This window comes from Bradyrhizobium sp. UNPA324, from assembly GCF_006658635.1.
Lineage (GTDB): Bacteria > Pseudomonadota > Alphaproteobacteria > Rhizobiales > Xanthobacteraceae > Bradyrhizobium > Bradyrhizobium nanningense.
Map to the genome: position 1 here is coordinate 3,851,615 of NZ_LFJD01000004.1, position 20,732 is coordinate 3,872,346.

The following is a 20,732-nucleotide window of genomic DNA, read 5'->3' on the forward strand; positions in this document are numbered from 1 at the left end:
GCCCCCGTCCTCACCCAATCATGGCAACCACAGCACATCCAACCGAATGAGGATGAGAATGGTCCGCCATCTTCCCACGCTCTCGATCGCGATGTCGGTGACGTCGCTGGCGCTTCTAACCGCGCAGCCGGCCTCGGCGGAAACCGTCACGCTCGGCATCGGAACGCAGGACACCACGACCAACACCGTGACCGCGGGCGTCGTCATCCGGCAGCTGCATCTCCTCGAGAAATACCTGCCGAAGGACGGCAAGTACGCCAACATCAAGTTCGAGCTGGAGTGGCAGAACTTCACCTCAGGTCCGCCCGTCACCAATGCGATGATGGCGAACAAGCTGCAGATCGGCATGATGGGCGACTATCCGCTGATCGTGAACGGCTTCACCTTCGAGAGTAACCCGGAGAGCAAGAGCCGCCTGATGGGCATCGCCGCCTACAGCCTGTCCGGCTCGGGCAACGGCCTCGTCGTCCACAAGGACTCGCCCTATTACGACCTCGCCGATCTCAAGGGCAAGCTCGTCAGCGTGCCTTTCGGCTCCGCCGCGCACGGCATGGTGCTGAAAGCGATGCAGGATCGCGGCTATGCCCCCGACTTCTTCCAGCTCGTCAGCCAGAGCCCGGAGGTCGGCTCGACCAATCTCCAGGAGAAGAAGATCGACGCACACGCCGACTTCGTCCCCTTCGCCGAGCTGCTGCCGTTCCGCGGCTTCGCGCGAAAGATCTTTGACGGCGTCGAAACGAACCTGCCGACCTTTCACGGCATCGTGGTCCGCACCGATTTCGCCGAGAAATATCCGGAGGTCGTCGTCGCGTATTTCAAGGCGCTGATCGCCGCCAACCAGTGGCTGCGCGACGATCCAAAGCTGGCTGCCGAAAAAATCCAGGAATGGACCGGCATCAACAAGGAAGTCGTCTACATCTTCCTGGGGCCGAGCGGCAACATGACCACTGATCCGACGGTGAAGCCGGCGCTGATAGATGCAGCCAACGCCGACGTCAAGGTTCTCCAAAACCTCGGCCGCATGAAGGAGTTCGATCCGAAGAAATGGGTCGACGACAGCTACATCCGCAAGGCCTATGCCGAGATGAAGCTCGACTACGACGCACAGCTTGCGAGCACCAAGAATTACGAGATTTCCGGCGAAGATTCCTTCTGCAAGAAGCCGATCGCCGATCCGCGCAAGGCCGGTGAGGTCTGGGTCGATGACCTTGGCATCCTGCCCTTCTCGTCGCCCGCCTGCACCCTTGGCGCCTATGCCGACTTCAAGGCCAAGGGCAAGAAGATCGACGTCGCCTACGTCTTCGATACCACACGCGGCATCAAGCTGTTCGCCGACCAAGCCTTCTTCGCGGTCGGCAATGGCGACGTCGCCCCCTTCCTGCTGAAGAAGGATGCCGAAGCCTATGCCGCCAAGATCAGCGGTAAGGTGCTCGGCTTCGAAGACGCGGTGAAGGCGGCCGTCGGTGGAGGCAAGACGTGAGCAGTCCCGCCCTCGTCAGACATTCCGAGGACAGCATGCCGGCAACAGCGCTTGCAGAGGCGGACTCCGCGCCCGCCGTCGTCACTCCGTCCGCGATGCCCCCCTCTTTCGGCACACTCGCACTGCGCTGGTACCGGCTCAATCGCGCAGGCCTGCGCGCGGCCGCGATCGGCGTGATTTCACTGCTCGCCTTCCTGCTGGTCTGGCACCTGCTCACGACCTATCGCGTCGTGTTCTTTGTGCGCTTCACCAACGTACCCTCACCGCTTGCAGTCTATGCAAGCTTCACCAAGGCGATCCACGATCCCAAATTCCTGATGCATATCCTCTTGAGCTGCCGGCGCATCTTCATCGGCTTCTCGCTCGCCGCCATCGTGGGCGTGCCGCTCGGCCTGATCATGGGACGCTTCAAGCTGGTGCACGAGATCATTTTCCCGGTCGCCGAAGTGCTGCGGCCGATTCCGGCGATCGCCTGGGTGCCGATGGCGATCATGCTGTGGCCGACCAACGAGCAGAGCATCGTCTTCATCACCTTCCTCGGCTCGTTCTTCCCGATCCTGGTCAACACGCTGCACGGCATGTCGCTGGTCGACCCCGTGCTGGTGCGCGCCGCGCAATGTCTTGGCGCGCGGGAACGCTCGATCTTCCGCGAGGTGTATTTTCCGGCCTCGCTGCCGCACATCTTCACCGGCCTCACCGTCGGCATGGGCGTTGCCTGGGTGTCCCTGATCGCCGCTGAGATGATCTCCGGGCAGTACGGCATCGGCTACTTCACCTGGGAGGCTTATTCGCTGGTCCAATACGCGGACATCGCGCTCGGCATGATCGCGATCGGCGTGCTCGGACTCGGATCGAGCGTCCTGATCAGGGGCGCGGGACGATTGGTGATGCCGTGGAGAGCAAAATGAGCGAGGTCTCGGTGAACGCGCCGAAGGGCCATATCGAGGTCAGGGACTTCTCCCTCGCCTACGAGACCATCGAGGGAGCGGTGCAGGCCGTGACCGACACGCAGATCCATGTGAAACCTGGTGAGTTCGTCTCGATCGTCGGCCCCTCCGGCTGCGGAAAGTCGACGCTGCTCAACGCGGTCGCCGGCTTCCTTAAACCCACCACCGGCATTGTCACCGTCGACGGCGAACGCGTGAACGGCCCCAGCGCCGAACGAGGCATGGTCTTCCAGCAATATTCACTGTTCCCCTGGAAGACGGTGCGGGAGAACGTCGAGTTCGGCCTGAAGATGCGCGGCATGCCGCGCTCGCAACGCGAGCGCGCCGCGCGCACGCTCCTGGGGCTCGCAGGGCTGGAGGCCTTCGAGAAACATTATCCGGAAAAACTCTCCGGCGGCATGAAGCAGCGTGTCGGCATCGTCCGGGCGCTCGCCACCGGCCCGAAAGTGCTGCTGCTTGACGAGCCGTTCGGTGCGCTCGACGCGCAGACCCGTGTCATCATGCAGCAGATCCTCACCAACATGTGGCAGCGGCTGAAGATTTCGGTGCTATTCGTCACACACGATATCGACGAGGCGATCTTCCTGTCCGATCGCGTTTACTGCATGACCGCGCGCCCCGGCTCGATCAAGGCGGAGATCCCGATCCCGCTGGAGCGGCCGCGCCAGCAATCGATGATGATGTCGTCGGAGTTTTTGGCGCTACGTCGCGGGCTGATGTCGTTGATCCGCGAGGAAAGCCTGAAGGCAATGGGCGGTGAGATCACCGACATGGGCATGCAAGGGCTGAGCATCGAGCTGCACGGGCACTCGCTGGCGGACGTGATCTGATTTAGCCGATCCGCTCGCGGCGATGACGGTCTCGTAGGGTGGGCAAAGCGAAAGCATGCCCACCATTCTTCGTCTCATGTAGAACTGGTGGGCACGGCGCGTTCGCGCCTTTGCCCACCCTACGGCAGTCTCGCGTCCCTCACTTGAACCAATGCACCAGCGCGATGCTGATCCCCAGCAGCAGCATCAGCGACAGCGTCACGGCGGCGGTCACCCTGCCTCCGACATTGGCAAGTACGCGGACGTCGACGCCCAATCCCAGTGCAGCCATCGACACCACCGTGAGAAAGCTGGTGATCTTCGTTATCGGCGCCACCACCGTACTCGGCACGATCTCGAGGGAGCGCAGGGTCGCGAGCGCGAGGAAGCCGAGGATGAACCAGGGGACTAGGCGGAAGAAGCCGACATTGGTCTTCTTGGCGTCGCTCTGCCAGCGCGAGGCGACCAGCGACAGGCCAACGACCACCGGTCCGAGCATCAGGACGCGCATCAGCTTCACGAGCGTGCCGATCTGCGTCGAGACGAGCCCCGCCGGCACCGTCGCCGCGAGCACTTGCGGGACCGCATAAACCGTGAGACCTGCGAGGATGCCGTATTGCGTGGCCGACAATTGCAGCAGCGGAATCAGCAGCGGCAGGCCCAGCACCATCATCACGCCGAGGATCGCCGTGAAGGAGATCGAGGATGCGATCTCGTCGTTGGTGGCGCCGATGATCGGCGCCACCGCGGCGATCGCGGAATTGCCGCAGATCGAGTTGCCGCAGGCGATCAGGATCGACAGTCGCGTCGACAGGCCGAGGAGCCGGCTGAGGCCGAAGGAGACGCAGAGCGCGACCACGACGACCGCGGCGATCGAAGCCAGCAGCGCGATGCCGGAGGCGGCGATGGCCGCGAAGCTGATCGAGGCGCCGAGCAGCATCACCGCCACTTCAAGGAGCTGTTTGGCGCTGAAGGCGATGCCGGCCTGCCAGCGCGGCGCGGGCTTCCAGAAGCTGCGCAGCGCCATGCCGAGCAGGATCGCCATCACCAGCGCCTCGACATAGGGATGCTCGAAAACCCCCAGTTCCGCGCGTTCGAGCAGGGCCGAAACACCGGCGACCGCAATGCAGAGGAGGATGCCCGGAATCAGTGCCGCAATCCGGCTCGTGGCGGAGGCTGGCTTGGTATCGGCCGGGCTGGATGCTTGATTCTGCGACACAAATCTCTCCCAGAGGAGAAATATTTATACGCAGCGCCAGCGCGATGGGGAATAAGTTTTCGGCATATCAGGGCCGAGGGAAGTTCTGTCCTCAGTCCGGAATATTCGGGGGTCAGAAGATCAGGCGGCCTTAGAAGATCAGATTCTTGGCGAGCGAGGCGACCCGGCTGAAGCCGTCATAAATACCCGGCTCGAAGAAGGCTGCACGCGCCAGCACAATGCCGGCGACAAGCGACCAGAACAGAGCGGTGCCGGCCCGCAGCAGGAGCTTCGAGGCGCGCGATTTCGGCTGCGCGTCCGTTGCGGACACCAGCTGCTCGCCGAAGGGCTCAAATCCGGTGCGTTCCATGACCGTCAATCCATCAAATCGTGATGGGAATGTCGTCGTTTCCCGCCCAAACGGCAATGGAAGCGATTGGCGTTTTTGCCCCATGGAGGGAAATCTCCTTCCGTCAGCCGAGCTCGGGACAATAGTTTTCTTCTTCCAGCCTACTTGGACACCGGGGCCCGGCCTACAGGGCCAGATAACGCCGCCGGATGGCATCGTTGGCCTTCAGCTCGTCGATTCCGGCGGCATAGACGATCTGCCCCTTGTCGATGATCGTGGCGTGGCTCGCAAGGCCGAGGCAGAAATGCATGTTCTGCTCGGCGATCAGCACGGTCGATCCGATGCTTCGCAGCTGGCGCAACAGCTCGCCAATCCGCTGCACGATGATCGGCGCCAGCCCCTCGCTCGGCTCATCCAGCAGCAGCAGCGCCGGGTTGCCCATCAACGTGCGCGCGATTGCCAGCATCTGCTGCTCACCGCCGGAGAGGCGCCCGGCGATGCGATGGCGCAGCGGCTCCAGCAGCGGGAAGACGTCGTAGATGCGCCTGATCGGCCATTCGTCCTGGCCCTCCGGTCCCTTCTTGCGACCGATGACGAGATTGTCCTCGACACTGTGCTCCGGAAAGATCTGGCGGTCCTCCGGCACGAAGCCGAGGCCTGCGCGGGCGATATGATGCGGCTTCTGGCCGGAGATCACCGTACCGCGCAGGCTCACTTTGCCCCGCCGCGGCGGCGCGAGGCCCATGATCGCCTTCATAGTCGTCGATTTGCCGGCGCCATTGCGGCCGAGCAGCGCCATAGTCTCGCCCTGCCGCACCGACAGGCTGACGCCGAACAGGATCTGGCTGGTGCCGTAATAGACGTCGAGATCGGCGACTTCGATGACGACAGAACTCATGCGGCGGCTCCCGCATGCTCGGTGCCGAGATAGGCGTCGATCACGGCGCTGTTGTTGCGGATCTCGTCGGGCGTTCCGGTCGCGAGGATGCGGCCGTAGCAGAGCACGACAATTTTTGGGGCGATCTTGAACACGATGTCCATGTCGTGCTCGATGAAGACGACCGTGATCCTCTGGGTCTCCCAGAGCTCACGCACCTTGTCGATCATGCGCCAGCGCTCTTCCGGACCCATGCCGGCCGTCGGCTCGTCCAGCAACAGCACCTTTGGCTCGAGCACTAGCGCCAGCGCGATGTCCAGCAGCTTCTGGTCGCCATGCGACAGCGTTGCCGCCGTACGCTGACGCTTGCTTGCCAAGCCTAGCAGCTCCATCACATGCTCGGCGCGGTCGCGCGCCTCCGGTAGTGGAAACCGCTTATGCAGCACCGAGGACGAGTGCTGATCCGCGCTCACGGCAGCCAGCATGGTCTCCTGCACCGTCAACGATTTGAAGATGCTGGCAACCTGGAAGGCGCGGCCGATGCCGTGGCGGACAATCTCCGGCGGCGAGCGGCCGGCGAGATCGACGCCGTCGAGCAGGACCTGTCCGGTGTCCGGTTTGAGCGCACCAGTGATCAGGTTGAAGAACGTGCTCTTGCCCGCGCCGTTCGGGCCGATCACCGCGGTGAGTGAGCCATCAGGGAAGTCGAGCGTGACGTCATTGGTCGCCTTCACGCCGCCAAAGGACTTTGCGAGGTTGCGGATCTCGAGCATCGCTAGCGCCCCTCGCCTGTCTCGCGCCGCCGCGCCGCCCACTCGGCGACGAAATCGAGCAGACCTTTGCGCAGACCCAGCGCGAAGAACAGGATGACCACGCCGAGCACGATGCCGTGATACTCGGTGAACCGTGTCACGGTGTCGTTGAGCAGCAGAAATAGCACCGTTCCGACCATCGGCCCCAGAAAGGTCGAGACGCCCCCGAGCATGTTGATGAAGATGCCCTCGCCCGAGATGGTCCAGTAGGCGAATTCCGGATAAGCGCCCGAAACGAACAGCGCCATCACCATGCCGCCCATCGCCGCGAACAGCGCCGCCAGCACGAAGACGGTGAGTTTTGCGCGCCAAACGTCGATGCCGAGGAAGCTCGCGCGCGCGGCATTGTCGCGGATCATGCGCAAGGTGTATCCAAACGGCGATTGCGCGATCTGACGCATCGCCAGCAGACCGAGGACCAGAAGCGCGCAGCTCGTGACATAGAGATGGACGTGGTTGGAAAGGTCGATGCCGAGAAACGCAGGCCTGGGAATACCGCCGCGCAGGCCCTGGTCGCCGCCCGTGAAGGAGGCCCAGGACAGGATGGTCGAGTGGATCAGCATCTGGAAGGCGAGCGTGACGAAGGCGAAATAGATTTCCTTCAGCCGCACGCAGATCGCGCCAATCACGGCGGCGACCACCGCCGTGATTGTGAGCGTCGCGATGAAAGCGACCGGAATGGGCACGGCGAGCTTCTGCATGATCAGGCCGAAGCCGTAGGCGCCAAGGCCGAAGAACATGCCATGGCCGAACGAGGTCAGGCCGGTATAGCCGACCAGCAGATTGAGCGAAGTCGCGAACAGGCCGTAAGCCGAGCATCGGATGACGAAATCGAGCAGCGCCTTGCTGCCGGTGAACAACGGAAGGCTCGCCAGCACGACGAAGGCGACCAGCGCAATCAGAACGTCGCGATAGCGTTGCAGCGCGACGCCGCCGCGCACCGGCAGCAGCCTCTCGGTGCGCCCGGCCTCCAGATCGGTCATGCCGCCTCCCTGCCAAACAGGCCGGTGGGTTTTGAGACCAAGACGATCACCATGAACAGATACATCAGGCCTTCCGTGAACAGGGGAAAGCCAAGCGAACCGAACGAGCGGATCAAGCCGAGCAGCAGCGCGCCGATCAGCGCGCCCAGGATCGAGCCCATGCCGCCGATCACGGTGACGATGAAGGATTCGATCAGCACCGAGAATCCCATCCCCGGCGTCAGCGAGCGCACCGGCGCGGCCAGTGCGCCGGCAAGGCCCGCCAGCATGCCGCCGAGCGCGAACACGCCGCCATAGATCAGGCCGGTGTTGATGCCGAGCGCGGAGACCATGCCGGGATTATGCGCGGCGGCGCGGATCACCTTGCCGATGCGGCTGCGCGAGAGCCCGATGCCGAGCACGATCGCCGCGACGAGCGCCACGCCAATCAGCAGCAGATAATAAGGTGGCACCACGCCGCCGGCGATGAAAAGCGGCATCACCTGGAACGCGGAGGGCATGCCCATCGACCTGAATTCAGGTCCCCAGATGATGCGCACGACGTCGTCAAAGATCAGCACGAAGGCATAGCAGACGAGCAGCTGCATCAAGACGTCCGCGCCATAGACGCGGCTCATGAAGACGCGCTCGAAGATCAATCCGAGTATTGCCGTGCCTGCCGCCCCGACCAGCATCGCAAGTGCAAAACTGCCGGTGAGCTGATAGGCGGTCATCGCAAAATAGGCGCCGAACATGTAGAAGGCGCCGTGGCTGAAATTGACCACCTTCAGTACACCGAAGATCAGGGTCAGTCCGACCGCGACCAGGAACAGCAGCATGCCGATGATGAGGCCGCTGGTGGTCTGCGTCACCAGGCAGGGGGAGCTGGAAAGGCAGCCGGCAAGGGCATCGAGATCCACGGAAGCACTTTCATTGTCGCGAGCCCGAGACGGCGCGGAGGACCAAACGAAAACGGCGGAGGCGGTCGCCCGCCTCCGCCGCGCATCACATCAGGTGTAGCCCTTGCTCTTCTTCCACTCGGCCTCGAGCTCGAAGATGGTCTTCCAGTTGCCGGCCTTGACCTCGGGCACATAGGGCTCCTGCGGGATCGTGGTGCCCCAGCCGATGGCGTAGCCGACCAAGGTGTGGTCGTCGCCGCGCATCGTCACGGTGCCGTCGGCGCCGAACGGGCACTTGATGGTGAGGCCCTTCAGCACCTCCGCGATCTTCTTGCCGTCGGCCGAGTTCGCCTTCTTGGCGGCTTCGGCCAGGAACATCACCGCGGTCGCGTTCTGCCACGACCAATTGGTCGGATATTCATTGTACTTGGCCTTGTAGGCATCACCCCAGGCGGCGTTCTCCGGTGTGGTCGGGAACGTCTTGATGTAGCGATTGCCGGAGTGGATACCCTTCGGCAGGTTCTTCACCACCGTGAGCGCGGTGTAGTCGGCCATGTTGACCGCGAACACCTCCATCTGATTGAACATCGCGTAGATGTTGGCCTGGTCGATGTAGGAGGTGAGATCGCCACCCCACAGGCAGGAGTAGAGCGCCTGCGGCTTGGCCTGCAGGATCTTCGTCACCACCTCGGTGTAGTCGGGCTGGAACAGCTTTGGCCAGGACTCGCTGATGATTTCTACGTCGGGCGCAAAGCGCTTCAGGTACAGCGTGAACTCGCCCGTGGTGTCGCGGCCATAGGCGTAATCGGGCGAGCAGGTCGCCCATTTCTTCAAGCCCTTGGCCTTGGCGATTCCGGCGGCGTAGCTGCCGCCGACGATGGAATCGTGGATGCCCTGACGCACGCAGCGGAACGCGTTGGGGATGTGCTGCTTCGGATCGGCCGTGAGCGACGATGCTTCCGAGCAGGTGTGGATGCAGAGCACGCCGAGATCGCGCGCGACCTCGTGCACCGCGAACGATCCGGACGACGCCTCGCCGTCGAGCAGCAGCTCGCAGCCGTCGGTGTTGACGAGCTCGCGCGCGACGCGCGCCGCTTCCTGCGGCTGGCCCTTGGAGTCGCGGATCACCATCTCGATCTGACGCCCGGCGAGGCCGCCGGCGGCGTTGACCTTCTCCACCTCGAGCATCACCGCATTGCGCGAGGACGTGCCGAGCTGCGCCACGCGGCCCGACAGGATGGTCGGCATTCCGATCTTGATGGTCTTGGCTTGGGCGCGCGCCACCCATGGCGCGGCAAAAGTCATCGCGCCGGCGCCCATCAGCGCCAGTGTTGAACGGCGGCTGATGCCCGGCGTGCGGGTTCTCTTCATTTTCCCCTCCCTCTTGCGGGTCGGCGTTTCCTGTCCCTGTCGGAGATCGTCGCGTCTCCGTGTTCTCAAGGATTTCAGAGGGTGGGGGGTGACGTCAAGCCAAAGATGAATTACGAGTCAGAATTCATCAAGGGAGAGAATGAGGCCGCCAACCGGCTCAAAACAAGCGCAATGATCAACCTGTCGAGCTTCATCGCCTTTCATGCCCGCCGCACGCCGGATCGGCCTGCGCTGAAATATCGCGGCGAGGAGATCTCCTATGCAGTCTTCGACGCCCGGGTCCGCAAAGCCGCCGGCTGGTTGGCGACACAGGGCATTGGCGCAGGCGATGTCGTCGCCGTGCTGATGAAGAACAGCGCGGCCTTCCTGGAGCTGGTGTTTGCGACCAGCCATCTCGGCGCGATCTTCCTGCCGATCAACTTCCGCCTCTCCCGCGACGAGGTCGGCTACATCGCCGGCAATGCCGGCGCACGGCTGTTGATCGTCGATGAAGAACTCGCCGCCAACGCAGCAGGCGCGAAGATCACCGCACTCGACGAAGCCGCGCAGCAAAGCGTCACGCATCTGGCGAGCGATGCGCCGCCCGCCGCCATGCACGTTCGCCAGCCATCCGACCTGATGCGGCTGATGTACACATCGGGCACCACCGACCGCCCCAAGGGCGTGATGCTCTCTTACGATAATTTCTACTGGAAGTCGGCGGACCAGACGATCGCGCTCGGCCTCAGTGCCGGTACGCGCCTTCTCGTCGTCGGCCCGCTCTATCACGTCGGCGCGCTCGATTTACCCGGCATCGCCGTGCTCTGGCATGGCGGCTTCATTCGCATCGAACGCAATTTCGAGCCTGAGACGGCGCTTGCCGCCATTGCCGAGGACAAGCTCAACGCCGCCTGGTTTGCCCCCGTGATGACCACGGCGATGCTCACCTGCCCGACGCGCGACCGCTATAACGTCTCCAGCCTGAAATGGGCCATCGGCGGCGGCGAGAAGACGCCGGAAGGGCGGATCCGCGCCTTCTCCGAGTTTTTCCGCAACGCGCGCTACATCGACGCCTACGGCCTCACCGAAACCGTTGGCGGCGACACCTTCATGGAGGCCGGCCGCGAGATCGAGAAGATCGGCTCAACCGGGCGCGCCATCGCCCATGTCGAGATCGAGATCCGCGACGAGCACGGCAAGACGCTTCCGCCCAACGTCAACGGCGAAATCTGCCTCCGCGGTCCCAAGATCACGCGCGGCTACTGGAAGGATCCGGAGAAGACGGCATCCGCCTTCTTCGGCGACTGGTTCTGCAGCGGCGATGTCGGTTATCTCGACGAAGAAGGCTTTCTGTACCTGACCGACCGCAAGAAGGACATGATCATCTCCGGCGGAGAGAATATCGCCTCCTCCGAGGTCGAGCGCGTCATCTATGAATTGCCCGAGGTGCGCGAAGTCGCAGTGATCGGCCTGCGCGATGCGCACTGGGGCGAGTGTCCGGTCGCCGTGGTCGTTTTGGCGGAAGGTGCCACGCTGGAGCTCCCTGCTCTCACCGAGCACTGCCGCGCGCGGCTGGCAGGCTTCAAGGTGCCGAGACAGCTGGTGATCCGCGACGGCCTTCCGCGCAATCCCAGCGGCAAGATCCTCAAGCGCGTGCTGCGTGCTGAATTGGAGACCGAGGCATGACGCAAGGCCCAGCCACCGCCAAGATCACAAAACTCAACCGCGTCGAGCGCAACGCCTGGACCAAGCAGAAGATCTTCGAGGCCGCCACCAAGGTCGTCGGCAAGCATGGCTATGCCGAAGCCTCCGTTGCCCGCATCACGGAACAGGCCGGCGTGGCGCAAGGCACCTTCTACAATCATTTCGAGAACCGCCAGGAGTTGCTCGACCAGCTGCTGCCGAAGATCGGCCTCGACATGGTTCAGTTCATCCGAGCCCGCACCGGCACCGCCCATGCGGCGCGGCAGGAGATCGAGCGCTTTTCAGCCTTCTTCGACTTCATCCGCGAGGTCCCGGAATTCCTGCGCATCCTCAACGAGGCGGAGTTCTTCGCTCCCGTCGGCTACCAGAAGCATCTCGACAACATCTCGGTCGCCTATGTCCGTATCTTGCGCCGGGCACGTCTTGCGGGCGCGATCGAGGATTACAGCGACGAGGAGTTCGAAGCGATCGTCCACATGCTGATGGGCGCACGCGGCTATCTCAGCCGCCGCTATTCCTATTCGCAAGGCGTCGTCACCGCCGTCCCCGATCATGTCATCTCCGCCTATCGCAAGCTGATGACGCGCGGCCTCTTCAATCCGTCGGCAGACCAGGACACGCCATGAACGTCGAATCTCCGCATAGGCTCGACCTTGCCTCGACCATCGAAGGCGACATCCGCTGCCTGCTGATGGTGCTGGTGCACATGACCGGCGACGAGAAATGGCTCGCGCCGCCGTACTTGCCCAAGCGCGACATCCGCCTCATCCCGGATCCCGAGGCCGGTGTGCCCCGGGAGATCCAGGACGAAATCCGCGCCGCGGTGGTCAAGCTGTTCGCCAATGGTACGCCGAAGCCGGTCATCACCGATCCCGGCGAAGAGCTGCTATTGAGGATGATGCGCGCCTGCCTCGGCGAGAACGTCGCGCCGGAATACGCGCCCTTGATGCGCGAAGAGATGGGCTTTGTCTCACGGGAGGCGCGCTGGATCAAGCAGCCGTCGAACGACAAGCTCGCCGAGCAGCATGTGTTGATTGTCGGCGCCGGCGTCTGCGCCATTGCGCTCGGTGTGGCACTCGGCCATCTCGGCATCCCCTACACCATCGTCGAGAAGAATGCCGAGCTCGGCGGCACCTGGTGGATCAACCGCTATCCCGGCTGCGGCGTCGATACGCCGAACCATTCCTATTCCTATTCGTTCGGCTCAGGGAACGCATGGACGCGCTATTTCTGCCAGCGCGAGGAGTTGCTCTTCTACCTCCAGAAGGTCGCGGACGAATACGGCATTCGCAAGCATCTGCGCGTCAACACCGAGCTGACTTCGTCGCGCTGGGACGAGGGCAAGAAACGCTGGATCTCGACGCTGAAGACCAAGAACGGCGAAGAGACGTTTGAAGCCACCGCGCTGGTCAGCGCGATCGGCCAGCTCAACGACCCCTCCCGTGCCCGCTTCAAGGGCGAGGAGCACTTCAAGGGAACGATCCTGCATTCGGCGCTATGGTCCGACGATATCAACATCGACGGCAAGCATGTCGCGGTGATCGGCACCGGTGCGACCGCGATGCAGCTGGTGCCGTCGATCGCGGGCCGCGTTGCCTCGATCGCGGTCTATCAGCGCAGCGCGCAATGGGCGCGGCCGGTGAAGGGTTATGCCGATCCGATCAGCGAGGGCGCCCGCTGGCTGCTGGCACACCTGCCGTTCTACGTGCAGTGGTACCGCTTCAACATGTTCTGGCGCTATGGCGACGGCCTATTGCCTTTCCTGCGCAAGGACCCGGCCTGGCCGCATCCCGAGCGCGCCGTCAACAAGGGCAACGACCGGCACCGCCAGGAGCTGACGGACTTCATCTTGTCGGAGCTGCAGGGGCGGCCGGACCTGATCGCAAAATGCGTGCCGACCTATCCACCCTACGGCAAGCGCATTCTGCTCGACAACAACTGGTTCAAGACCCTGAGGCGCGACAACGTCGAGCTCGTCACCGACGCGATTGATCATTTCAACGCGAGCGGCATCGTCACCGCGGACGGCAAGCAGCGCCCCGCCGACATCATCGTGGTCGCGACCGGCTTCAAGGTCACGGAAATGGCGGCGCGTCTCAACATCAGCGGCCGCGGCGGCAAGGATTTGCGGCAGGCCTGGGCCAACGACGATCCAACCGCCTTCCTCGGCCTCACCGTGCCCGGTTTCCCGAACTTCTTCTGCATGCTGGGGCCGAACTCCGGCCCGGCCCACGGCGGCAGCGTCATCTTCCAGTCGGAATGTCAGAGCCGCTACATTGCCGCCTGTCTCGCCAGCATGATCGAGCACGACGTCGCCGCGATCGACGTTCGCCAAGACGTGCTCGACGATTATGTCCGGAAGGTCGATGCCGAGCACGAGGCGATGATCTGGACCCATCCAGGCATGAGCACCTACTACCGCAATTCGAGCGGCCGCGTGTTTTCGGCAATGCCGTGGCGGTTCGTCGATTACTGGCGCATGACGCACGATCCGGATCTGCGGCAGTACAGCTTGACGAAAGCTTAGGAGCAATCTCTCGGCGCTGACTTGGCCGACGCTTGAATTGCGTTCGTCCCACGTCGTCATTGCGAGCGTAGCGAAGCAATCCAGGGTCTTTCCGCGGAGGGATTCTGGATTGCGTCGCTACGCTCGCAATGACGGAGGTTGCGGCCTCTACGCGGCAAGCCCACTTCCGACAGGAGCAAACTCCAACCCGAGACTCTCCGCCACCGCCTTGTTGGTGATCCGCCCGCGATGCACGTTCAGCCCGTTGCGCAGATGCGGGTTCTCCAGCACCGCGGCAAAGCCCTTGCTCGCCAGCATCAGGCCGAACGGCAGCGTCGCGTTGTTCAGGGCCTGGCTCGACGTCACCGGCACCGCGCCCGGCATGTTGGCGACGCAATAGTGCACGACGCCGTCGACCTCGTAGGTCGGATCGCTATGCGTGGTCGGATGCGAGGTCTCGAAGCAGCCGCCCTGGTCGATCGCAACGTCGACCAGCACGGCACCGGGCCGCATCGATTTCAGCATCGCGCGCGTCACCAGCTTGGGTGCGCTGGCGCCCGGCACCAGCACCGCGCCGATCACCACGTCGGCAGCGAACACCTCGTCCTCGACCGACTCGATGGTCGAGAAGCGAGTGCGCACGCGTCCGGCAAAGAGATCGTCCAATTCGCGCAAGCGCGGAATCGAGCGGTCGATCACGGTGACTTCGGCGCCGAGGCCTGCGGCCATGCGCGCCGCCTGCATTCCAACCACGCCGCCGCCGAGCACGACGACGCGCGCCGGCTGCACGCCGGGCACGCCGCCCAGCAGCAGGCCGCGGCCGCCGGCCGAGCGCTTGAGCGCGGCGCCGGCGGCCTCGATGGCGAGGCGGCCGGCGACTTCGCTCATCGGGGCGAGCAGCGGGAGGTGACCGTTCGCGTCCGTGACAGTTTCATAGGCGATCGCGGTGCAGCCGGAGGCAACGAGGCCCTTGGCCTGCTCCGGATCCGGCGCAAGATGAAGATAAGTAAATAGAATCTGGTTTTCTCGAAGCTGGGCCCACTCGCTTTTCTGCGGCTCCTTGACCTTCACGATCATGTCGGACTTGGCGAAGATGTCGCGGGCGCTGCCGGCAATGGTGGCCCCTGCCCGCCGATACACCTCGTCGGACGCGCCGATGCCGGCGCCGGCGCCGGTCTCGACCTCTACCTGATGACCGGCTGCGACATATTCACGGACGGCGCCCGGGGTGAGCCCGACGCGATATTCCTGCACCTTGATTTCCTTGGGAACACCGACGCGCATCTTGAGCTCCTTCGCCAACGCATTGATTCCGCTCCTCATCGTAGCGACCGGGCGGGTTTGGTTTCGTGCAAATATCCGCTAGCTTCAATGGACCCGCGCCGGTTTCCGGCGCCGAAGTGCCCTTTCACGCTGGAAACGAAACCTTGGCCCTCGATCGGAAAGACCTCGCCATCCTCGCGGAACTCACGACCAATGCGCGCGCCAGCCATACCGAGCTCGCCAACAAGATCGGCCTGTCGAGCACGGCGCTGGCGCGGCGACAGAAGACGCTTGAAGACGACGGCTACATCCAGGCCTACCAGGCCGCGCTCGACCTCGCCCAGTTCGGCCTCACCACCACTGTGCTGGTTCGCATCGCGCTGGAGAGCCAGAGCGACGATGCGCTGAAGGCCTTCGAGGCGGAGGTGGTGAAGTGCCCCTCCGTCGTGCGCTGCTTCCTGATGTCGGGCACCGACGACTACATCCTCATCGTGCTGGCCCGGGACATCCAGGATTTCGAGCGTATCCACCGCACCGAGCTGTCCCGGCTGCCGCGCGTCGCGCGCGTGCAATCGAGCTTCGCTTTGCGCGAAATCGTCAACCGCGCGGTGCCGACCGTGGTGTTCGGCGAGGCGAAGCGCTAGAGGCTCCCTGCCCCCGCAAACGGCAGGAAGGATCGACCGACTTCGCTGTCATCCGACTGTCATCGAATGTGCCGAGAGCTGTATCTCCTGCACATTCGGGACAGACCATGGACTATTTCAAGCGCTTCAACTTCCTGTTCGCCGCACCTGTGTTCGACGCCGACGATCTCGAAGGCATTCGTTTCAACCAGATCATCGAGGAGATCCAGCGCTCCGGTTTCGAGGTGGTCCGGGCCCGCAAGCTGGAAGACGCCGAGATCGCTGTGCAGACCGATGCCGCGATCGGCTGCATGGTGGTGGACTGGGGCAAGAAGGGCCTGGAGGGCAAGACCTCGGCGCTGATCAATCTGATGCGGCGCCGCGGCCTCGACTTCCCGATCATCCTGCTGATCCGGCGCAAGCGCTTCGAGGACCTGCCGGTCGAGGTGCTCGACTTCATCGACGGCTATGTCTTCCTGTCCGAGGAGACCCCGCCCTTTATCGCCAAGAATTTGATCAGCCGGCTGAAGCAATATGCCGAAACATTGAAGACGCCGTTCTTCGGCGCGCTGGTCGACTACGCCGAGGAAGGCAACCAGCTCTGGACCTGCCCGGGTCACAATGGCGGCGTGTTCTACAACCGCAGCCCGGTCGGCCGCGTCTTCGTCGAGCATCTCGGCGAATCCGTGTTCCGCGACGACCTCGACAATTCCGTGCTCGATCTTGGCGATCTCCTCACCCATGAAGGTCCCGCGCTGAAGGCGCAGAAGGAGGCCGCCCAGATCTTCGGCGCGGAAAAGACGTATTTCGTGCTCAACGGCACCTCCACCTCGAACAAGGTCGCGCTCGGCGCGCTCGTCACCGACGGCGATCTCGTGCTGTTCGATCGCAACAACCACAAGGCCGCCCATCACGGCGCTCTGATGATCAACGGCGGCGTCCCGGTCTACGTCCCGACCATCCGCAACGCCTGGGGCCTGATCGGCCCGATGCGCTGGGACGCGCTCGACGAAAGAAACTTGCGCGAGGCGATCCGCAACCATCCGCTGGTTGGGGATCGCGACGCCTGGCGCAAGGAGCGTCCGTTCCGCGTCGCCGTCGTCGAGCAATGCACCTATGACGGCTCGATCCACAGCGCCGAGATGATCTTGAAGCGCATCGGCCATCTCTGCGAATATATCCTGTTCGACGAGGCCTGGGCCGGCTTCATGAAGTTCCACCCGCTCTTTACCGGCCGCTTCGCCATGGGCCTGTCCAATCTTCCCCCCGAGGCGCCCGGCATCATTGCGACGCAGTCGACCCACAAGCAGCTCGCCAGCTTCTCGCAAGCCTCGCAGATCCACATCAAGGACCGCCATATCCGCGGCCAGAAGCGACGCGTCGAGCATCGCCGCTTCAACGAGAGCTTCATGCAGCACGCCTCCACCTCGCCGTTCTATCCGCTGTTCGCCTCGCTCGACGTCGGCGCGCAGATGATGAAGGGCCGCTCCGGCGAAGTGCTGTGGGACGACACGATCCGGCTTGGCATCGAGCTGCGCAAGAAGATCCGCGCGATGCGCCGGGAGTTCGAAGAGAAGGAGCAGAACCCCGATCGACGCTGGTTCTTCGAACCCTTCGTTCCCGACCGTGTCGCCATTCCCGACGTCAGCCGCCCCGGGGCCGTGCACAACGTCGCCTGGGAGACCCTCTCCACCGACGAGCTCGCCACCAATCCGGCGCTGTGGCAACTCTCGCCCGACAGCACCTGGCATGGCTTCCCCGGCCTCACCGAGGGCTTTGCCATGACCGACCCGAACAAGCTGACGCTGCTGACGCCCGGCTTCGACCGTACCACCGGCGCCTATGCCGAGCACGGCATCCCCGCGCCGATCGTCGCGCAATATCTGCGCGAGAACCGCATCGTCCCGGAAAAGAACGACCTCAACTCCCTGCTCTTCCTGCTCACCCCCGGCGTCGAGGCGAGCAAGGCCGGCACGCTGATCTCCGGCCTCGTCGCCTTCAAGAAGCTCCACGACGACAATGCGCTACTCGCGGACGTCATTCCAGAGTTTCACCAACGCCGGCAAGCGCGCTACGCCGGCGTCCGCTTACGCGACCTCTGCGGTGAGATGCACCGCTTCTTCCGCGCCGCCGACGTCAGCGCGCTCCAGGCGCGGCAGTTCATGCCGGAGCATATGCCCGAGATCGCCATGTCGCCCCGCGATGCCGCGCGGTACTTGTTCCGCAATGATGTCGATTATCTGCCGATCGAGGCGATCGCGGGCCGCATCGCCACCACGCCCTTCGTGGTCTATCCGCCCGGCATCGCCACCATCGTGCCCGGCGAGCGGTTGAGCGAACGGGCCAAGCCCATGGTGGATTATCTCAAGATGTTCGAGACCTGCTTCAACACATTTCCGGGTTTCGACGTCGAGATCCAGGGCGTCTACAAGGAGGTCGATGCTCAGGGAAGGATCGGGCTCTACACTTACGTCGTTGCCGAGTAGTTGCGAATGAACGAAACAGCAGTTGCGCGCACGGACGACGAGCCGGTCCTGGTCCGCACGTCACGTGAGAGCGACGTCGAGGCGATGTTGGCGATCTACCGCCATCACGTCCGCAATGGCGTGCCGCGCGATGTCGAGGGAACCGGCGCACCCGAGCCGGACGATTTGCGCGACCGGCGCAAGAACCTGAAGCAGACCCGCCTGCCGCATCTGGTCGCAACCTTTCGCGGCGAGGTGGTCGGCTATGCCTACGCCGTGCTGTTTCGCAAGCGGCCGGCCTATCGCTACACGGCCAAGCATTCGATCTACGTTCACCACGAGCAGCTCGGCCGCGGGGTCGGGCGGCGGCTGCTGCAGGAATTGATCGATGCTTGTGCGGCGGCCGGCTTCCGCCAGATGATCGGCTATATCGATGCCGACAACGCGCCCTCGCTGGCGCTGCACGAGAAGTTCGGCTTCGCGCGCGCCGGACTGCTCTGCGGCGTCGCCTATCACCACGGCCGCTGGTCCGACACCGTCATGGTGCAGCGCTCGCTCGGCGCCGGAACGACGGCGCCTCCGCCCGTCACGGCGTCGGGCCGATAGAGCATGATCCGGACCCGAAGGGTCGCGTTAGCGCAACAAAATGCGTAGCGGTTTTCCCTCGCGACAAACGCGGAGCGCGTTTGCGCGGAGATCATGCTCAAACAAGTGGCCTCACGACGGATAGTCGGCCGGCTTCACATGGATGCGGTCGGCATGAAGCGACCAGTGGTGCAGCGCCTGGTCCTTGCAGAACCTGGCCTTCGCCCGCTCCCTGGCTTCGTCCTCGTCGGAGGCGTCGATTTCCAGCGTACCCTGGCAAATCTCGCTCTGTCGGCCGTACTCGCCGAGCACGTTTTTCATGAACTTGACGACATAGGTTGACATGGGACCTCCCTGCTGCCCCGCGGCACTCTAGTCCCATTTAGGCCGGACCGGGAAAGGAGATTTTGACGCGCATCAAGGCTTGTCGCGCCCCGGCGCAAGATTCGTTGCGGAACTCGCGGGGCGGGTTTAGGGCCAAGTGCCGGTCGCCCATGAGGATTTTGCCTTGCACTTTGTCTCAGACACCGAAGTCACAACAGTTCTGACGTTTCCGATCCTCGTTGCGGCCCTGGAAGCGGCGCATCGCCGGCCGAAGATGGAGGTGCTGGACGCCTCCCTCGGCGACGAGAAAGGGCAATACGTCATCCGCAGCGCCGTCGATCCCGGCCGCTACATGGCGAGCAAGATGTTCACCAGCTTCCCCGCCAATCTGGCGGACGGCAAGATGCCGGCGGTGCAGGCCGTGTGCGTGCTGTTCGACGGCACCAACGGACGACCGCTGGCCGCGATGGACGGGACCGAGATCACGCACTGGCGCACGGCCGCCGATTCCGCACTCGGCACGAAATTGCTCGCCCCGTCCAACCCAGAGACGCTGCTTTGCGTCGGTGCCGGTGAGATGTCCGAATGGCTGATCCGGGGGCACCGGACGGTGAGGCCGTCGCTCAAGCGCGTCCTGATCTGGAATCGAAGCCCGGAGCGAGCCATCGACCTTGCCAGGCGGTTGGCTGAAGACGGCGTGAAAGCGGAAACGACCACCGATCTCGACGCCGCGACGCGCGAGGCTGACATCATCACCACCTGCACGCGATCGCATCAGCTGCTCATCAAGGGCCGCAATTTGCGGTCGAGGCGGACGTGCTCGGCGATCTCTACGATCTCGCCGGCGGCCGTGTGCAAGGACGCGCCTCACCGTCCGACATCACCTTCTTCAAGAATGCCGGCGGCGGCCATCTCGACCTCATGACTTGCGAGGCCGTGTTCCAGCAACTCGGGGCAAAGCTGGGGTAGACGGCCTATCCCGGAGCAGGCGAAGGCAAAACCGACGTCAGCCGTCACGCCTTGATGTCGAGAAGCGACTCTGTCGTTTCCGCGTAGGCCTGAATGACCTTTGCATTGGCAATGAAGCTGTACTTTGCGGCCGCCAGTTGAACGAATTCGCCGGCGATATCGACATTCGGCGCTGCGACCAGGCCATCCTGGTTTGCGAAGGGAGCGCTTGGGTCGGATTGTGCGGTATAGCTCGGCGATACCGTCGACACCGTCGCGACCGTGCCGCCCGGCGTCGAGCCGCTCGATTGATCGACCTGATCGACGCGCAATGGCACGTAAGCCGCGGGAAACGTCGGAGCAATGCTCGAACTGGCAGCGCCGGCCGACGGGCTCGATCCGCCCGACGCTGGCAGCGGGCCGGTCGTTTGAACGTTGGCGATGTTGCTCGCGGCAACGTTCAGACGCAAACTCGCCGCAGAAAGCCCGGATGTCGCAATCGAGAATATGCTCATGGACTTTCAATTACAGGACAAGTGATACGCGTTCACTTACCCGATCGATAAGATGCGGCGCTTTGCCTTTCCGTCATGGTAACCAATGAATCGGAGCGCGCTGCTCCTTCGCGCCC

Annotated in this window: 20 protein-coding genes; 10 read left to right on the plus strand and 10 right to left on the minus strand. The window is 63.6% G+C overall.

The annotated features are described in order from the left end of the window. Positions 1-58 precede the first annotated feature (58 nt). The 3 genes from UNPA324_RS18660 to UNPA324_RS18670 are packed head-to-tail and all read left to right on the plus strand — an operon-like array spanning position 59 to position 3,257. Entirely contained in the window at positions 59-1,480 is a 1,422-nt protein-coding gene (locus tag UNPA324_RS18660; RefSeq protein WP_181769439.1) for an ABC transporter substrate-binding protein, read from the plus strand. Next, entirely contained in the window at positions 1,477-2,388 is a 912-nt protein-coding gene (locus UNPA324_RS18665; protein WP_128922658.1) for an ABC transporter permease, read from the plus strand. The genes UNPA324_RS18660 and UNPA324_RS18665 overlap by 4 nt, the downstream gene beginning before the upstream one ends. Beyond that, positions 2,385-3,257 carry an ABC transporter ATP-binding protein gene (locus UNPA324_RS18670; protein WP_128922659.1) on the plus strand — a complete coding sequence of 291 codons (873 nt, stop codon included), beginning with the start codon at positions 2,385-2,387 and terminating at the stop codon, positions 3,255-3,257. The genes UNPA324_RS18665 and UNPA324_RS18670 overlap by 4 nt, the downstream gene beginning before the upstream one ends. Positions 3,258-3,396: 139 nt before the next feature. Here the strand turns inward: UNPA324_RS18670 and UNPA324_RS18675 are convergent, their stop codons facing one another. The 7 genes from UNPA324_RS18675 to UNPA324_RS18705 all read right to left on the minus strand — a co-directional run bounded on the left by UNPA324_RS18675 (position 3,397) and on the right by UNPA324_RS18705 (position 9,704). Beyond that, positions 3,397-4,455 (minus strand): YeiH family protein, encoded by a 1,059-nt coding sequence (locus UNPA324_RS18675; protein ID WP_141935314.1) that lies wholly within the window; start codon positions 4,453-4,455, stop codon positions 3,397-3,399. 130 nt (positions 4,456-4,585) lie between these two features. Further along, positions 4,586-4,804, minus strand: a complete 219-nt coding sequence (locus UNPA324_RS18680; protein WP_122404048.1) for a hypothetical protein — start codon at positions 4,802-4,804, stop codon at positions 4,586-4,588. Between the two features lie 163 nt (positions 4,805-4,967). Beyond that, the gene (locus tag UNPA324_RS18685; RefSeq protein WP_141935315.1) at positions 4,968-5,681 is read right to left on the minus strand and encodes an ABC transporter ATP-binding protein; all 714 of its coding nucleotides are present in this window, start codon (positions 5,679-5,681) and stop codon (positions 4,968-4,970) included. Further along, complete coding sequence (locus UNPA324_RS18690; protein WP_128922662.1) at positions 5,678-6,433, minus strand: ABC transporter ATP-binding protein; 756 nt, start codon at positions 6,431-6,433, stop codon at positions 5,678-5,680. Before UNPA324_RS18690 ends, UNPA324_RS18685 begins: the two co-directional genes overlap by 4 nt. A 2-nt stretch (positions 6,434-6,435) precedes the next feature. Further along, positions 6,436-7,455 (minus strand): branched-chain amino acid ABC transporter permease, encoded by a 1,020-nt coding sequence (locus UNPA324_RS18695; protein WP_128922663.1) that lies wholly within the window; start codon positions 7,453-7,455, stop codon positions 6,436-6,438. Continuing rightward, positions 7,452-8,354 (minus strand): branched-chain amino acid ABC transporter permease, encoded by a 903-nt coding sequence (locus tag UNPA324_RS18700; RefSeq protein WP_141935316.1) that lies wholly within the window; start codon positions 8,352-8,354, stop codon positions 7,452-7,454. The genes UNPA324_RS18695 and UNPA324_RS18700 overlap by 4 nt, the downstream gene beginning before the upstream one ends. A 90-nt stretch (positions 8,355-8,444) precedes the next feature. Next, the gene (locus UNPA324_RS18705) at positions 8,445-9,704 is read right to left on the minus strand and encodes an ABC transporter substrate-binding protein (protein ID WP_141935317.1); all 1,260 of its coding nucleotides are present in this window, start codon (positions 9,702-9,704) and stop codon (positions 8,445-8,447) included. A 171-nt stretch (positions 9,705-9,875) separates the two neighbouring features. On the opposite strand from UNPA324_RS18705, the gene UNPA324_RS18710 reads away from it, so the two are divergent. From UNPA324_RS18710 to UNPA324_RS18720, 3 genes are read left to right on the plus strand one after another with little or no spacing between them, the layout of a single operon-like run. Further along, positions 9,876-11,369 carry an AMP-binding protein gene (locus tag UNPA324_RS18710; protein ID WP_128922689.1) on the plus strand — a complete coding sequence of 498 codons (1,494 nt, stop codon included), beginning with the start codon at positions 9,876-9,878 and terminating at the stop codon, positions 11,367-11,369. Then, on the plus strand, positions 11,366-12,013 hold the full coding sequence (locus UNPA324_RS18715) for a TetR/AcrR family transcriptional regulator (protein ID WP_128922666.1): 648 nt from the start codon (positions 11,366-11,368) through the stop codon (positions 12,011-12,013). The genes UNPA324_RS18710 and UNPA324_RS18715 overlap by 4 nt, the downstream gene beginning before the upstream one ends. Continuing rightward, entirely contained in the window at positions 12,010-13,914 is a 1,905-nt protein-coding gene (locus UNPA324_RS18720; RefSeq protein ID WP_141935318.1) for a flavin-containing monooxygenase, read from the plus strand. The genes UNPA324_RS18715 and UNPA324_RS18720 overlap by 4 nt, the downstream gene beginning before the upstream one ends. A gap of 147 nt (positions 13,915-14,061) precedes the next feature. Here UNPA324_RS18720 and ald read toward each other — a convergent pair whose 3' ends face one another. Further along, positions 14,062-15,177 (minus strand): alanine dehydrogenase, encoded by a 1,116-nt coding sequence (gene ald, locus UNPA324_RS18725; RefSeq protein WP_141935319.1) that lies wholly within the window; start codon positions 15,175-15,177, stop codon positions 14,062-14,064. A gap of 143 nt (positions 15,178-15,320) precedes the next feature. Here ald and UNPA324_RS18730 point away from each other — a divergent pair, with 143 nt between their 5' ends. The 3 genes from UNPA324_RS18730 to UNPA324_RS18740 all read left to right on the plus strand — a co-directional run bounded on the left by UNPA324_RS18730 (position 15,321) and on the right by UNPA324_RS18740 (position 18,850). Then, on the plus strand, positions 15,321-15,800 hold the full coding sequence (locus UNPA324_RS18730) for an Lrp/AsnC family transcriptional regulator (protein ID WP_164936200.1): 480 nt from the start codon (positions 15,321-15,323) through the stop codon (positions 15,798-15,800). Between the two features lie 107 nt (positions 15,801-15,907). Next, positions 15,908-18,265 (plus strand): Orn/Lys/Arg family decarboxylase, encoded by a 2,358-nt coding sequence (locus UNPA324_RS18735; protein WP_128919023.1) that lies wholly within the window; start codon positions 15,908-15,910, stop codon positions 18,263-18,265. A gap of 6 nt (positions 18,266-18,271) precedes the next feature. Further along, entirely contained in the window at positions 18,272-18,850 is a 579-nt protein-coding gene (locus UNPA324_RS18740; protein WP_181769440.1) for a GNAT family N-acetyltransferase, read from the plus strand. A 111-nt stretch (positions 18,851-18,961) separates the two neighbouring features. On the opposite strand, the gene UNPA324_RS18745 is transcribed toward UNPA324_RS18740, so the two are convergent. Further along, the gene (locus UNPA324_RS18745) at positions 18,962-19,174 is read right to left on the minus strand and encodes a hypothetical protein (RefSeq protein WP_128919022.1); all 213 of its coding nucleotides are present in this window, start codon (positions 19,172-19,174) and stop codon (positions 18,962-18,964) included. A gap of 163 nt (positions 19,175-19,337) precedes the next feature. Here UNPA324_RS18745 and UNPA324_RS18750 point away from each other — a divergent pair, with 163 nt between their 5' ends. After that, complete coding sequence (locus UNPA324_RS18750; protein ID WP_246667188.1) at positions 19,338-20,078, plus strand: ornithine cyclodeaminase family protein; 741 nt, start codon at positions 19,338-19,340, stop codon at positions 20,076-20,078. 88 nt (positions 20,079-20,166) lie between these two features. Here the strand turns inward: UNPA324_RS18750 and UNPA324_RS18755 are convergent, their stop codons facing one another. Next, the gene (locus UNPA324_RS18755; RefSeq protein ID WP_128919021.1) at positions 20,167-20,616 is read right to left on the minus strand and encodes a flagellar basal body rod protein FlgC; all 450 of its coding nucleotides are present in this window, start codon (positions 20,614-20,616) and stop codon (positions 20,167-20,169) included. Between the last annotated feature and the right edge of the window lie 116 nt (positions 20,617-20,732).